The following is a 14,400-nucleotide window of genomic DNA, read 5'->3' on the forward strand; positions in this document are numbered from 1 at the left end:
ATTTCCGCGTTATTTTAGTCTACAAATACGGGCATTTGGATTGCTTTCACAAAGTGCCTCTTTCATGAGCGCATTTTGTTCCTGCAAATGGCTGACTTCTTGTTTTAGAGAGGCAATTTCTCTTTTCTGAGATTCAGATTTAAAGAAAAGTTCTTTAATGGCCTCAATGATTGGGGCAATTAATTTAGAATAAGCGACAGATTTAATGCCCGAAGATTTTGCAGTTGAAACCGCTTCTGGGAAGACCCTTTCTACTTCTTGAGCAACCACACCCATATCTCTGCCCTTTTCAAATTTCAGATCAGGATGCTCATCTTGGCGCCACTTATAAAAGAACCCATTTAACTGAATGACTCTTTCAAGGGCATCTGGAATTTTCTCGAAGTCTTTTTTATAACGACGGTCTGACAAAGCATTGTAAGCACCAACACCCGCAACAGATCCATTGACTTGAAGTTTGTAACCAGCTGCAGGAATACCAATGCCCACATTTCCACTGTTATCAATTCTCATCACTTCCGTTGAAGTATAAGTTCCATTGATGTCAGCACGATTTGGGCGAACAAAGAATGCAAAATTTTGGTTCGAATAGAACTCTGTATATCCACTCGAGATTCCAAATCCATGTCCATCGACAGTCGTATTTGCATACAAATTGATATAACGAGGACCGGCACCAAAAGCATGTGTGACCGGATTAAAAGTCAATCGACTCGTTCCTATAGTTCCTGATGTTGGTGAATTTGCGGTCGCACTTAACATGAGCGCCGAAGCACCATCAGCAGGAGTTCCTGCCACGACCTCTAGTTTCGAAGTTGGTGCTGATGTATTAATCCCAATATTACCATTCTGATCAATTCGCATTCTTTCATTGTTGGTAATACTATTGTTCGCCGTGGTCTTAAAGACCATCACCGTTCCATGTGCAGTATCTGTCCAATCCTGAGCAGCGTCCACTCTGATCTCTGCACGCTGAGTACTTGAATAACCACTTGGAGATCTTCCCCACCAACCAAAACTTCCAAGAACATCATTGTTTAAAGTTGAAGTTGGAGCGGCCCCAGTTCCACGGGCCTGACGAAAAGTAATGACAGGACGAGTGCCCGAGTCTGTTCCATAACCATCAATCTGAATACCCACGTTTGCAGCATCGGCCCCAACGATGTGAACTTGTCTTCCTCCATAAGGAATCGGAGCACTGGATGCATTTTCACTCACAACAAGTTTTGCTCCAGGAGCTGTGGTCCCAATTCCTACTTGCCCCACATTATTAATCACCATTCTAGGTGAACTGGAGGCCGTGGTATTCGCATAAAAGCGAATCGCTCCTGATTGATTATTAATGATGTTGAAGTTTTTTCCTGTTGCTGTTCCGGCAGAGTTATAAATAAAAGCATCTCCAGGCGAGCCAAAACCAAGATTCGTATTCCCTGATCCTGTAATTCCCATTGCAATTGAGCTCTTATCATTGCCAGCAACAATCTCAGCATTAGTCACAGTACCAGTTGGGTGAGTATTGTAAATTCCCATGTGAGTAATAGAATCACTACTTGATCGAACTTCCAACAATCCGGTAGGTGTTGTTGTGCCAATTCCAATCTCACCTGAACTTGTTATTGTCATTCGAGGAGCAGAGTTAGTCATAAAATGCAATGGGGCCGCTGTTGAAGTACCTACAAACATATTGCTAACAGGTGCACCTACATGAGAACGGACGGCCACTGAATCGGCCTTAGGAACTGCCCCCCAACTTCCTGCAAAAGCGGAAGAGTAGGCCTCCATCCCAATACCAGCAGCGTCAGCATGAGTGTTCCAAGTTGCAAAGGCAGCGGTACCAGAACTCGTATTATGGATCTTTCCCACAACAATTCCATCAACGGAATCGTTTACATCAAACTTAGCAGTTGGGTTATTATTTGGCCCAACGCCAACGTTTCCGCCGTTGTAATAAATGTTCGTTCCGTTTTCAGCCCATTGTCCGAAAGTGCCCACGTAGTTCTGAACATACTGAACGTTTGCGACGTCAGTAAGATCAACCCCAGAAGGAGTTGCAGGAATTTTTAGTGATCCGGCACCTGTTACACTTACAGCACCAGTAATTGAATCCGTTCCGTTCTTAACTAAGTAAGAACTAGAATCAGTCTTGATCTGATTAATCTGTCCCTGTGTCTTATTCACCACCACCGATAGTGAATCACCATTGGCAATAGCAGTATTGGATGGAGTTACCGTAGCAAAAGTCGATGCCAGAACGTCAGTTAAGAATGTGCCCCAGGTTTTGTCCCCTTTAAGATACTTGGTAGCATCACTTGCTCCCGCAAGCTTTGTCAGAGGGACATCTCCATCGGCCAGGTTTAATTTTGCATAACTAATTGAACCATCTGCAGGCGTTCCACTTGAAACTGTTGACCAAGATAAATTTCCAGAGCCATCAGTTGTAAGGGCCTGGCCTGACGTCCCTAGGCTTGCCGGTAATCTAAAACTTAAATTACTACCAAGTCCAACGGGTGCAAGAAGCTCAACCGAATTAACAGTATCGGACTTCATACGAAGACCGCCAGTTAGAGCAATATTGCCAATCACGCTAAGTTTCTCGCCTGGAGCTGTGGTTCCAATGCCAAGATTTCCAGTAGACGCTTGAATGGTCATCCATGGAGTATTCACTAAGATAGGTCCAAACCGTAGGTCTCTTGCACTATTGGTCGAATTATCCAAACCAGACTGAAGATAGTTGGCAATAGAATCCGAAGTTAGACGAAGAGATCCCTGAGCAGTTGGACTTGGAGAAAAAGTTATACTGGAACTCGTAGCAGTATTTTTTCCAAATAACACATTTCCATCTACAGATAATTTGTAAAAAGGATTCGGTGTCGTGGTTCCAATTCCCACTGCTCCTGTGTTGTAATAAATATCACTGCCCGTCGTGACCCACTGAGAAGCGGTCCCTGCTTTAGTATCAACATAGGCCTTAGTCGCGGCATCAGTGGCAACAGTAGGGTCGGCCAGATTTGTGATTTTGTTTCCACCCATTGCTAGTGGACCACTCATCGTGTCCCCTGCTTTTAAAACATAATTACCTTGAGAAGCAGCAACCACCCCAATATTACCCGTTACTTTATTGAAAGCAGATAAAACCGTGTCCGCTGAAGTCACTGCACCAGTTGTCGATGCAAAACCTGTGAGAGTTGAACCAATGACGGCCGGATTTAAGTTCTGCCAAGTCTTTGTCCCACTCCAGTATTGAGCAGCAGTGCCAGCAGTAATTTTTGGCTCTTTATTGCCTAAGTCTGTCGTGAGCCCATTGATCTTTGACTGATCTATCCCACTCGCAATTTGTGTATTTGTAATAGACCCTGCAGGAATTGAGAGTGAAGGCTGTGGTCCACTCTCCCACTTCAAATTAGAGTTGTTCCAAATAAGAATGTCACCGTCTTGAATACCAGTGATATCAACATCGGCAATTTCTTGAAGCTTTGATCCAGTTAACTTTCCGGCCGCTTTAGTCAGCATACTCCAGGAGTAATCACCTGAAAGCGGAACCACTGCACCCTTTCTTCCATTAAAATTAGAAACTGTGTTAGCGCCTACAGCAACTTTACTCCAGTTGGTTCCATCAGAGATCACCCAGTCACCAACATCAAAACTCATGACTCCAGAACCTAGATCCTGGGTTCCTGCAGTGGTCACAATATAATAAGTCCCAGCGGCCGCGACTCCCGCTGATAAAACCGGAGTATCAGTTGAAGCATTATAAGTACCAACATAGACCTGATTGGTAGAAAGAGAGGCCGGTCCCCAGCTCGTTCCATCAAACTGAAGGAAGTTCCCGGTTGAAGCATTCATGTGATGAAGCTTTGAGGCCGTGACTTGTCCATTTTGTAATTCAAAACTCAGAGGGAAAGTTGCCGATGCACTGGCATTGGAAATAACGAGATCAAATGCCTTCCCAACTAAAAAGCTGAGCATACTCTTAGCATTAAGAACTAACTTATCATTCGTTTTTGATTCAATTTGAAATTCGTTTACCCCTACTTTAGCAAGTGAGACAGTTTCTAAATTTTTTCCGGAAACGATGATTTGATCGTTTTGAACTTTAACTTGATGAATGACAGGTCTGTTCTCTTTAATATTCACATAGATGTTTCCACCCATGATCTTGCCTACTTCATTACATGAAGCACTCAGCAGAAGAATAAATAGAAGTGAGAGTATTTTCGTATCCAAACTAACCTTCAGACTGTTCCAACATCCTATTGAAACTCCTAATGCTATTCGGATTAATTAAAATCTGATTAATGAATGGAGGTCATTTCCTGGGCCGGCAATTTTTGCCTCTTTATGTCCCTATGAAGAAGTCTCTTGGAAGTCCCGCCTTTTGAAGTCGGGCCACACTAGAAGGCACAAGTCCCGTAAATCGAAACTCTCCGTTTCTCCAGGCACCAATGTCTTGCATAAGGATCTTGTCTCCTTCCATATTGGCGACCTCAGAAACCTGATGAACAATTCGCTGACCGTTTTTGTCTCGTTTGATCTGAATGATAAAATCAATCGCCGTACTGATCTGATAACGAAGAGCTTTAATCGGAAGATCGTAACCTGAAAGCATGTAGAGATTTTCAAGACGAAGAAGACACTCGCCTGGTGAATTGGCATGCACTGAGGTCATTGACCCTTCATGCCCCGTGTTCATTGCTTGAAGAAGATCGAATACCTCACCACCTCTCACCTCACCCACGATGATTCGATCTGGACGCATTCTGAGAGTATTTTTCAGAAGATCACGGATCGCCAGACCTTTAAGGTCTTGAACCGGTGGTCTTGCCTCAAGTCTCACGACATTCGGAAGATTAAATTGAAGCTCACGCGTATCTTCAATTGTAATCACTCTTTCTTTTTGTGGGATTTCTTGCAAAAGAAGATTCAAAAAAGTTGTTTTACCAACTCCGGTTCCCCCTGCCACCACAACATTCATACGGGCGCGAACTAAAAGCTTTAAAAAGTCGGTCCACTGTTTATTGAGTCCAAAGATATTTGGTGAACCATCAAAGGTCTTAATGTTCTTCTGATAGCGGCGGATGGTAATAGCGTGACTGCCATTCGTGTAATCTTTGTGAATCAAATTCACACGGCTTCCATCCGGAAGATTTCCATCTAGAATGGGCGCATACTGATTGAACTCTTTACGATTATACTGAGCAAGAGACTCACAGAATTCATCAATCTCATCATCCGTGAATTTGGCGTCGATACGAATCATCTCACCGTCTTTTTCAACGTAGATGTTATCGTTCTTGTTAATAATGAGTTCTGAAATGCCGGCCTTCTTTGCCAGTTCATCAATCAACTCATTAATGCCATTCTTTGCCATAAATACGTCCTATATTTTTTCGTAAAGAAAGATGTCTTGTTCTTTGATACTCGCACCATAGGCAAGTAAGTTGTCCATCATGAATTGTCTCGCGTCCGGAGACATCAGATCATAAAGCTCCTCGAGCTTCTTACCCGAAAGCAAAGCATTGGTGAGCATTTTGTCACCAAAGGCATTTAAGAGGTGCATGATTATCAGAATGAGCCAATCAATTTTCTCGGAACGTCCTTGCGAGAGCTTTAAAATGGCCCCTACTTCTTCAGGAACTTTGATCTCGAGATATTGATTATGTTCACGACGCTGAATCTGAATATTGGCAAGCTTCAGATAAAAACCCAGCAGGAATAAACGAGAAAAACTATGAACTCCGTGGTCCAAATATTTTTGCTCAAGATTCTTGATGTCTTCCACCAGTTCCATACTGGTGATTTGAGGGAACTCTCCGTAGATGAACTTCGAAATATACAAACTGGCCGTTCGATCCCGGAAGTTTGCCCACCCTAGGGCCATCATGGTTTTTTCTAGACCTCTTCCATCGTCAAATTCCTGGAAGGCCTTCTCAAGCACCATATAAAGCGCCTTATTCGGCCGAATGACATCAAAAATGGGCGCTGGTGAGGTCGTGACTGACAAATTACTCTTAAGGAGCGTGATAAATTCGGACGGAAGATTGACGTAAGGTAAGTGCAGCTTCTTCATAATTCCGACTGTTTTGATCCGTCCTCAGACTATTGGGTATGCTTTATTTAATCATGAGAGTGGACTTTCACCAAGGTTTTCCAGAAAATTAGGTTATGAGTTTACCGGTCTACCAGCACATTAATTTAAAAACAGGCTCTCTGGATGAGCTTAATGCCATTCTTAATCCTGAATTGAATCTCAAACACCCGGTGACCATTAGTCTTAAGGCCCTGGACCTGGATCAGCAACGAGAACTCATCGGGTTGATCGAGAACTATTTTGTTTCTCATAATCTCTCGTTCAAGTTCCCCTATCCGGTCTATCTTGTAAGTGATCACGAAGCGAGCATCACCAAGGTTCCTCTCGTAAGAAAACAAGAAGAACTCCCAAAGTTTTTTACTCAACGTGATTCTAAAATGAATGTGAAAGAATCACACCTGGCCGGTAAGAACAAACTTCTTCAGCAAGAAGTTCGTAATAGTGATGCTTCTTCCAACATTAAAGACGCTCAAAATTATGGTGAAGCTCACCGTATCATTTATGAACTGGAAGAAGAGCGCAAATTTTATCGTCTGATCTTAAACCGCTTGGTAAAAGGCAAAAAATAATGGACAAGAAAAGACTCATCAAAAGTCTTGAACCCGAGGACCTTAAAGGTTTTGAGGAATTCATTGAAGGCCAGCCAAGTGACACAAGCTTTCTTCCCAAAGGAGTTGGTGGGGCCAAGAAAGAAGTGGCGGGCTTTGAGCACTTCACTTTCCTGACGAACGATTCAGTCCGTCTCACGAAACTTAAATTTCTATTATCGGAGAAACTGCCCTTTTCATCACGTTTTGATCAGAGCGGAAAACTCATTCAGGAACAAAAAGAAGAGATCGAATTATTAAAGAAGAAGATGTTTGAAGTTTGCGATAAGGCCGGATCGCCTTACCGCAAATCAATCTCGGAAATATTTAATTCGTTTTTCGAACCACCAAAAGTTTAGTTGTTCGAATAATTCAGAAGAATTGGTCCACCAATGTGACGGAAGTCCTCTTCTGTCATTCCATCGACTTCATAGCCGTTTAATTGCTCAAGCATGATCTGATAAAGATAACGATCAAAACGAGGAATCTGAGTCAGCCCAAATTTTTCAATAAACTTGGCGGTCTGTTCACGCAGAACAGGATCTTCCTCACCCTTGATGAGGTATTCATTATCATTTTTCTTAAAGAACTTATGATAGAAATTTTTAAGCTCAGAAATAGTCACTCCCATTTTCCCGGCCGACGATTCTTCATAGTGACCGCCAACAAAGTTAATGAAACTTGAAATCATGATCGCTTCGAAATCAATGTTATCCACTTCGTAGTTCAGATAGAACTGATCGTTCAACAATCCACCGGCCTTGAGGTTTTCAAGACTCTTAAAGAAAGTCAGAACGAAAGGAAGTGCTGTCGTGAAAGTCTCTGTGGCCTGGTTCCAAAGTTCAAAAGACTCCAGATCACGAATCTCAAGAGGCTTCGAACTTCCATCAAACTTGTATTTCGCAACGTCATCGTGAGAGTTTTCAAGAAAAGCGTTCCAATACATCCCTAGGAAATACTCAAATTCATCTTGCTCAAATGGCGTTTGCGACATGGCCTTCTTGATTTTCTTTTTTGTAAGTTCAATCAAGCTGTGACCAATTTTATAGAGATCTACAAAGTCAAAACGCTCGAAGATAACTTCTTTCGGGGCCTTTGAAGATGCGTACTCAAGACCTAGCTCCAAACACTGACGAGTCTGATTTCCCACTTTGGTCATGGCCAGAGAACCGTTCTTAAGGGCGTCCTCAAGAGTCATGCGGGCATTTACCAAACGAACAAAATTAAAATGCAGGAACTGCTGGCGTTTTTCATCAGAAACTTTTTCTAAAGCGCCTTTAAGTCCTTCCATGCCCGATTGATAAGGAACAAGTGAAGAAGCATGGAGACTTTGATTGGCCGATACTGCGTCCAGATCACCAGTCTCACCTTTCTTTGTTTTAATAAAGCCATCAATCTGGGCCTCATTCATGAACGGGCTGTTATAAGAAAGCGCATCGAAATAATCCACGAAACCGAAGTCACGCAGACGCTCTTTCTTCTCTTGATACTGCTCTTCTTCCATTAGTTGGTAAGAGTCCACCACCATTTTGAATAGGAACGCATAAGCATTCTCCACTCCAATGTCAGCATAGAGACGACGGATCATCTCTTTAAGCTCCTGAACCATGTCGAAATCTTCAGGATACTCAATCAGGAGCTGGTTATCTTCTGTTAAGAAGTAATTGTCTCCATCCGGATACATGGGATCTTCGACGTCGAAGGTCTGAATCGTAAATTGATTCTTGAACGCCAGAAGGAAGTCTTCTGATGTAATAAACTCTAGAATCACTTTATCATCAGTGACCTTTGAGTAAATTTCCATCCAGTGATAAACAGCATTCGGATCAACAGTGTCCTTTTGCCACATATCAATGTCTCTCAGTGCCTGACGTTGTTCCGAAGAGAGCTTCGGAAGAATCATGGCCACCTGATCAGGCTCAGTGTTTTGGAGCGAAACGTATAGAGGTTGAATAGGAATCATGGAAAGGTCCATGCCCGAATCAACGAGCTTCTCAATGTCTTCAAATTTTTTATAGGCCTGGGCCTCGTAAAGAAGTTGGCTTAATAGATCTTTTTTGATCTCTGGTTCAGTCATAGAAATCCTCTTTTTAGAATTAGGTTTTTTACCCTATCTGGCCGCCTCTGGCCACAGATACACTCTGCAGCAATAGGTAGATTTCCCTCGGAAATACCGGTACACTCTCTTTATGAAACCATCGCCAATCACATTTCCAAAAGTTCCTAGTCTTTTTGAGCTAAAACAGGGTTATCCGGGCCTTAAGGCGCTCTTTTTTGACATGGATGGTACGCTCTTTAACACTGAATCCTATCATGCTGAGGCGATGTTTATGATTGGGCAGAGGTACAAAATCCGTCCACCATACTCTCCTGAAACCGTTCATGAGCTTATGATGGGAAAAGCTGACCACTTAGTTTTTGATATCATCAAGGACTGGGAAGGTGTTCCAAAGGATTGGACCGCGGCCGATTTCATTCATCAAAAAAACGCAAATCTCATTGAAATTCTCGCGAAAGTTGATCCCGCTAAATATTTTCCACCAGCTATTCTCTCACTTTTAAATGAGGCCAAAGCAGAAGGAATTTATATGGCCCTCGTGACTTCGAGTGAAAAAGTAGTAACGGAAGAGCTTTTAAAAATAGCGAAGATCCGTGACTTCTTTAATCTCATTCTGACTCGTGACGATTGCCCTACACACAAACCTGATCCATGGCCATATCTTAAGGCCATGAAAGAATCGCGCTTTGATAAATCGGAAATTATTATTTTCGAAGATTCAAACGTGGGTCTTGAAGCGGCCATTACTTCTGGCGCCCATGTGATAAAAGTTGGGTGGTACTGATTTTTAATAAGTAACTACTTATTAAATCCGAGTTCCAATCGTCTATTCTCCCTATTGTTAAGGTCATTCTTCCCATTTGTGCAAACTTTTGGACTATTCCGAGAGCATTTTTCATTCCTAATAGTGAAGAATACTCATCTATCTTTGAACATGTGCCCTTTGCCCTTTTCAACTATTAGGGGCGTATGCAAGAAATGTGAAGGAAGAAATTTCGAGAATGAATTAAGGCTTAATGATATAGAGCTGCCATTGATTCCCTGTGGACTGATTGTTCACCAGTTGAACCATTTCAGGGGCCGGAGTGAAATCGGAATCAATTTCATTTGAAACATAGAACTTGTCTCCCAGAACAGAAATAATGTTCCAGAGACCGTGGTGTTCCTGCATATCAATCATGTACTTCAAAAACATCAGAGGAACCGGTCCCTCTTTTGAGCCAAGCTTATCGTAGGCCATCATCTCGGCCAGAGCATCACGGGTCATGAAAGTCTTAAGGCGTTCAGAGAGAGTGTTAATCATATTGAGACTAAAAACATAATCGTATTTAAGTTTCAACATATCCACTTCCACCTGATCAAGATTCTGGGCGGAACGAACTTCTGCGGCCAATAGAAAGGCACTCTTCACCGGTTTACGAATTTCCTGAACCACAGGTTTCGGCCGAACTGGCTCTACCTTTGGTTCAACTTTAACTTCCGGTTTTACTTCCGGAACTTTTGCGACTTTCGGCGCCTCAGGCTCAACTGCCACTGTAGGAAGTTTTTCAATCTTAAACGGCTGCTCTTTTACATAAACATCCGTCAGACCTTTTTCTTCAAACTCTTTACCTGCTCCATAGAAGAACACGCGTCCTTGAAGAAATCGTTCTTGATATTTTTGACGAAGAAAAGTTTGCAGCGACGGAAACAATTGATTCAAGACCTCGTAGCGTACTTCTTTATGGGCCATCACCTCTGAGAAGCGGCGAAGACAACCCATGGCCTCACCCTGCTTGTTATAGGTATTTATGATGTTGGATTGTCCAATCAGGAAATAAGCATCACGGTTAGTTGAAAGACCATAGACCTCATCTTCCTCTGAGCAAAGAAGAGTCATCAATTTCTGATCGGCCTCGCAAACTTTTTGAAAGCGAGAAGCGATCTCTTCGTCACTACACTTTCCCTTACACTCTACATTCATGCGGTAGTGGGAATACCACTTAAAATCATTCTTCTTAAATTCCTTCATCCAGTCTTCTTTTTTATAAGTCACTGGAAGAGTCTCATCATACTTGGGCGAAAATTTTTCTAATCGACTCACAAAACTCTTCATATCAGAAGACTTCGGACGACAGGTTTTGGCCCAAGCACTCAAATTAAAAGCACAACCATTTTTAAGCTTGAAATGATCCGATGCCAGTTTCATGTGCCAAGCACCTTCGAGCAAATAACTCAAAGTGATTAAGCGGTATGAATAATGAATTTCATCGAAATGCTTTGAAAGAAGTTCATTAGAACAAGACAGTCCTCCATTCAGTTCTGAACGAAGGAAGAAAGAAAAATCCTTCTCATTCTGAAATAAGTAAGAACTGAAGAAATTCTGAAAGAAGACCTCATCCTCGAATGACATCTTCCCTTGATAAATGTCCTGAAAAATCAAAGGCTGATAGCGTTCTGAGTACGAATCGAGGCGTTTTTCACCCAAATAGCTCTCAGAGTGGATTCGATCCACTTTTGCCTGGGCCATGAGACCCGTCGTAAGAACTACAAATGAGGTAAAAATATACTTAACCATCGGATATAACTAATAATAATGAGGGTAAAGGGTACTAGAAGCAAGTAGGGAAAACTCTCCAGTCCCCCTTTAGGTAATCCTCCAAAACCACATTTATTTATATGCTAATTGGAAAAAATTCCCTGCTTTGGCCATCTTTTTCCCTCTGGTGCTATAATGGTCCTATACGACGGTCCCATACAAAATTGCCCTCAAGGGAAGATGAATGATGACCGACAAGTTCGATAGATTACTTCAACAGGAGAAGCGTGTTGGACAGTGATCATTTGATCCGTACCGCTTAACCCCTCGACTTTCGTTTGACGGCCGACGGTTTAAGCAGAAAACTAAATGCACTTTAAACCAGAGGTTTTTATGAAAACGAAAGAAAACGTTCCTACTCATTTCGTAAATTTGGACAAGTTGAACCCAAAATCGAAGCCAAAAAGTCTTCGTCCTATGCGTTCAATGGTGGCCGTAAGAAGCCTTAAGCCTAAAACTGGTGTAGCAACTATGATTGTTAAGCCAGAAGAGATGTCGGAAAGAAACTAAAAGTTCTTTTCGATGTCTGACTTGAGCTTGCTCTGAATTTCGCTTAGCTTATCAATCTGCTTCTTGTGGATAATTCCCAGATATTTCTTTTTTAAGTCAAAAATTGTGTCCGTTGCTTCTACATAGTTCTTTTTAAGCTCTCTCATGCAAAGCTGTTTCTGGGCGGCAGGAAGTGTCTTTCCCTGACTGTCAGGGGCCTCACCTGAACAATAGAGCTTCTCCTCCTCTACTGCGTTTTCAATCGCTTTTACATGCTGATTGAAAGCATCATCATATGAAGGATCCGCTTTCATCTCCAGGGCCTTGAGTTTCTCAATCAAAGTCGGGATGCGACTCTCACGTTCTTTATCACCGCCGAAGTCAAATAGATCAGCGTGGGCCGTAAAAGAAAAACTAAGTACAAGAATTAGAATAGATCTAGCCATGAACCCTCATGAGGAATTTTTGATTTTAGAAACTTTTCACTCTCAACCACAAAGCGACTTAATGGGAACCCCACCACGTTGGCATAGTCTCCATCGACCTTTGAAATAAAAGTAAGTGAAGGACCTTGGATACCATAGGCCCCGGCCTTGTCCAGAGAATCACCCGTATCAAGATATCTCTCCATTAACTCATTTGAAATGGAATTGAAGGTCACCTTTGATTCTTCCACAAAGGAAAAACCATCTACCTTACCGTTGTATAAAATCCTTACTGATACTGCGGTAAAAACGGAATGAGAACGGCCACCTAATTCGCTTAGAAACTGCTTTGCTTCCGCGCGATCTTTGGGCTTTCCATAGATCTTTCCATTAAGACAAACAATCGTGTCCGCAGAAACAACAAACAGATTGTCCCCTGATTTTGAACGAAGCTGATTAAAAACTGCTTCGCCTTTTAACGCCGCAATTTCTGCAGAGAATTTCACCGGGTCTGTGGCGTTTGACTCTTCCGGCACATTGAGGGCCAGAATTTCATAAGGCACTTTCAGGTGACCGATTAATTCTTTTCTTCTAGGTGAAGCGCTCGCAAGAACTAATTTAAATTTAGAATTTACCATTTCTTAGAATCCAGACGTAGTAATGCAGATCATTCATTTCTCTTACCCGCATTTTTTTATGATCATACCGGGACTTTAGGCCCAAAAGATAGTGATTTAAGCTTACACGGTACTGATTCTCAGTAAGATCTCGCTCCACCTTTTCTCCATTATTCTCAAGCTTCGTTAGAAGGTTTTCTAAAGAGCGCAAGTTGGTGGTTTCAATACGACGAGTGTACTCAACTAAAAATTGAAAACGTCTCTCTAGTTCATCACCCCAACGTGTATAACCGTGGTCGATGGCGAGTTTTTCAGGTTCGTTCACTGCACTCATTATTGGCAGAGTAAAACTCTTGACCCAAATTTCTCGGGCCAGTTCAATGCTCTTAATTCGTTTAGTCAGTAGTTCTAAAATCTGCAGCGTACCTGGAGCATCTTTCATGGCCTGAAAAGAGCGTCCGTTTACTTCCACTTCATGCCAATCTTCCTCTGAAATAGGAACTGGTTGAGTCAAAGAGTAGCCACGAAGATGAAGAGAGAACTCTTCGCCTTCAACTGTTTTGCGTTTTTTAAAGTAGGCCTTACCACCTGGCTGGTAGGTAAAATCAAAGTTCACATTTTTTGTCACAAGAGTTGAGTTCGGGGCCACCACCATAAAACGAGTCTGGAGGGAGATGTCCCCGTTCTGAGCTTTTAATTCGTTCAGCGACTTCATTTGCGCTTTGATGGCGTTATCATCCAACTCCATGATTTCTGCCAGATGCTGATTATCGTTTTGAGATTTATAGATCTCTCGCTCAAAAAATTCCTGATTCGCTTCTCTCACCAAAAGAGGAAGACTCAAAGAATCCGTCTCTGGAGAAAACTCTGTAGGAATCTCCCCTTTCGCTCTTGGATTCCAGTAAATGTGACCACGGTTTAAACGAGTCAGGATAAAAATCTCACCTTTACCGAAGTTAATTTCTTGAATGGAAACAGACGTGCCTGGCCCCAGGCGCATGAGTGTTCCATCCATCATGTAGACCCAGGCCACAGAGTCTTTATCCGTGTTAAGTTCATCTCCTTCCAGAAGACGGGAAAGGTGCTGAACCTTGGCACTATTACTTCCGCGGAATACTGAACAACTGCCCTTACACTGAAGAATTTTTCCTACCAACTCTTTATGCTCGGCTTGGCGGACTCTAAGCTTCCAATCCGGAGTGACGTCTTTGACCTCACGTTCGATGACCCATTTTGTGATGTCCATCCATTCCTCGGGATCTTGGGTGGACCAAGGAATGATGGAATACCCCTGACCTTTGGCCGGTTCAGAGACATCGGCTTCGACTTTTTGAGGTTCTACCTTCCAGTCTTCCTTCTGGTGAAGACCTGGAGAAGTGAAGCGCTGCTCACCTTTAAGTTCTGGGAGAATCTCATTTTCAAGACCCAAAAACTCGTCCACTGGCTCCCCTTGGGACCAAACTCCCGTGGAAGAAAGAATTAGACTCATGGCGAAAGCCGACCAAAACAGTTTTTTCATATGATTTTCCTATGACTTTCTCCTCGGAAATCAGTCAT

Annotated in this window: 12 protein-coding genes; 4 read left to right on the forward strand and 8 right to left on the reverse strand. The window is 42.6% G+C overall.

Features of this window, described 5'->3' with window-relative positions:
* Positions 1 to 9 precede the first annotated feature (9 nt).
* The 3 genes from ACJVC5_RS18620 to ACJVC5_RS18630 form a co-directional block, all read right to left on the reverse strand.
* Complete coding sequence (locus ACJVC5_RS18620) at positions 10 to 4,224, reverse strand: tail fiber domain-containing protein (protein WP_408097052.1); 4,215 nt, start codon at positions 4,222 to 4,224, stop codon at positions 10 to 12.
* Positions 4,225 to 4,336: 112 nt separating this feature from the next.
* Positions 4,337 to 5,368 (reverse strand): CpaF family protein, encoded by a 1,032-nt coding sequence (locus tag ACJVC5_RS18625; RefSeq protein WP_408097053.1) that lies wholly within the window; start codon positions 5,366 to 5,368, stop codon positions 4,337 to 4,339.
* A gap of 9 nt (positions 5,369 to 5,377) precedes the next feature.
* A complete protein-coding gene (locus ACJVC5_RS18630) occupies positions 5,378 to 6,067 on the reverse strand; it encodes a hypothetical protein (RefSeq protein ID WP_408097054.1) in 690 nt (229 codons plus the stop codon).
* Between the two features lie 95 nt (positions 6,068 to 6,162).
* Between ACJVC5_RS18630 and ACJVC5_RS18635 the strand changes: the two genes are divergently transcribed.
* Both ACJVC5_RS18635 and ACJVC5_RS18640 read left to right on the forward strand, forming a co-directional pair.
* Positions 6,163 to 6,657, forward strand: coding sequence for a hypothetical protein (locus tag ACJVC5_RS18635; RefSeq protein WP_408097055.1), 495 nt, complete (start codon positions 6,163 to 6,165; stop codon positions 6,655 to 6,657).
* The gene (locus tag ACJVC5_RS18640; RefSeq protein WP_408097056.1) at positions 6,657 to 7,034 is read left to right on the forward strand and encodes a hypothetical protein; all 378 of its coding nucleotides are present in this window, start codon (positions 6,657 to 6,659) and stop codon (positions 7,032 to 7,034) included. The genes ACJVC5_RS18635 and ACJVC5_RS18640 overlap by 1 nt, the downstream gene beginning before the upstream one ends.
* Here the strand turns inward: ACJVC5_RS18640 and ACJVC5_RS18645 are convergent.
* Complete coding sequence (locus ACJVC5_RS18645; RefSeq protein WP_408097057.1) at positions 7,031 to 8,752, reverse strand: DUF6178 family protein; 1,722 nt, start codon at positions 8,750 to 8,752, stop codon at positions 7,031 to 7,033. The two genes, ACJVC5_RS18640 and ACJVC5_RS18645, sit on opposite strands and share 4 nt — an antisense overlap.
* A 112-nt stretch (positions 8,753 to 8,864) precedes the next feature.
* Here ACJVC5_RS18645 and ACJVC5_RS18650 point away from each other — a divergent pair, with 112 nt between their 5' ends.
* Entirely contained in the window at positions 8,865 to 9,518 is a 654-nt protein-coding gene (locus tag ACJVC5_RS18650; protein ID WP_408097058.1) for an HAD family hydrolase, read from the forward strand.
* Positions 9,519 to 9,740: 222 nt separating this feature from the next.
* Here the strand turns inward: ACJVC5_RS18650 and ACJVC5_RS18655 are convergent, their stop codons facing one another.
* Complete coding sequence (locus ACJVC5_RS18655; protein WP_408097059.1) at positions 9,741 to 11,291, reverse strand: hypothetical protein; 1,551 nt, start codon at positions 11,289 to 11,291, stop codon at positions 9,741 to 9,743.
* Positions 11,292 to 11,645: 354 nt separating this feature from the next.
* On the opposite strand from ACJVC5_RS18655, the gene ACJVC5_RS18660 reads away from it, so the two are divergent.
* Positions 11,646 to 11,822, forward strand: a complete 177-nt coding sequence (locus ACJVC5_RS18660; protein WP_408097060.1) for a hypothetical protein — start codon at positions 11,646 to 11,648, stop codon at positions 11,820 to 11,822.
* On the opposite strand, the gene ACJVC5_RS18665 is transcribed toward ACJVC5_RS18660, so the two are convergent.
* The 3 genes from ACJVC5_RS18665 to ACJVC5_RS18675 are packed head-to-tail and all read right to left on the reverse strand — an operon-like array spanning position 11,819 to position 14,362.
* Positions 11,819 to 12,247, reverse strand: coding sequence for a hypothetical protein (locus ACJVC5_RS18665; protein WP_408097061.1), 429 nt, complete (start codon positions 12,245 to 12,247; stop codon positions 11,819 to 11,821). The genes ACJVC5_RS18660 and ACJVC5_RS18665 overlap by 4 nt on opposite strands.
* The gene (locus tag ACJVC5_RS18670; protein ID WP_408097062.1) at positions 12,229 to 12,864 is read right to left on the reverse strand and encodes a Maf family protein; all 636 of its coding nucleotides are present in this window, start codon (positions 12,862 to 12,864) and stop codon (positions 12,229 to 12,231) included. Before ACJVC5_RS18670 ends, ACJVC5_RS18665 begins: the two co-directional genes overlap by 19 nt.
* On the reverse strand, positions 12,851 to 14,362 hold the full coding sequence (locus ACJVC5_RS18675) for a hypothetical protein (protein WP_408097063.1): 1,512 nt from the start codon (positions 14,360 to 14,362) through the stop codon (positions 12,851 to 12,853). The genes ACJVC5_RS18670 and ACJVC5_RS18675 overlap by 14 nt, the downstream gene beginning before the upstream one ends.
* Between the last annotated feature and the right edge of the window lie 38 nt (positions 14,363 to 14,400).

The organism is Peredibacter sp. HCB2-198, assembly GCF_045999315.1.
Classification (GTDB): Bacteria; Bdellovibrionota; Bacteriovoracia; order Bacteriovoracales; family Bacteriovoracaceae; genus Peredibacter.

Coding starts and splice junctions, on each gene's coding strand:
- ACJVC5_RS18625 (WP_408097053.1), bottom strand. CDS start 5,368: ATGGCAAAGAATGGCATTAATGAGTTGATTGATGAACTGGCAAAGAAG.
- ACJVC5_RS18630 (WP_408097054.1), bottom strand. CDS start 6,067: ATGAAGAAGCTGCACTTACCTTACGTCAATCTTCCGTCCGAATTTATC.
- ACJVC5_RS18635 (WP_408097055.1), top strand. CDS start 6,163: ATGAGTTTACCGGTCTACCAGCACATTAATTTAAAAACAGGCTCTCTG.
- ACJVC5_RS18640 (WP_408097056.1), top strand. CDS start 6,657: ATGGACAAGAAAAGACTCATCAAAAGTCTTGAACCCGAGGACCTTAAA.
- ACJVC5_RS18645 (WP_408097057.1), bottom strand. CDS start 8,752: ATGACTGAACCAGAGATCAAAAAAGATCTATTAAGCCAACTTCTTTAC.
- ACJVC5_RS18650 (WP_408097058.1), top strand. CDS start 8,865: ATGAAACCATCGCCAATCACATTTCCAAAAGTTCCTAGTCTTTTTGAG.
- ACJVC5_RS18655 (WP_408097059.1), bottom strand. CDS start 11,291: ATGGTTAAGTATATTTTTACCTCATTTGTAGTTCTTACGACGGGTCTC.
- ACJVC5_RS18660 (WP_408097060.1), top strand. CDS start 11,646: ATGAAAACGAAAGAAAACGTTCCTACTCATTTCGTAAATTTGGACAAG.
- ACJVC5_RS18665 (WP_408097061.1), bottom strand. CDS start 12,247: ATGGCTAGATCTATTCTAATTCTTGTACTTAGTTTTTCTTTTACGGCC.
- ACJVC5_RS18670 (WP_408097062.1), bottom strand. CDS start 12,864: ATGGTAAATTCTAAATTTAAATTAGTTCTTGCGAGCGCTTCACCTAGA.
- ACJVC5_RS18675 (WP_408097063.1), bottom strand. CDS start 14,362: ATGAAAAAACTGTTTTGGTCGGCTTTCGCCATGAGTCTAATTCTTTCT.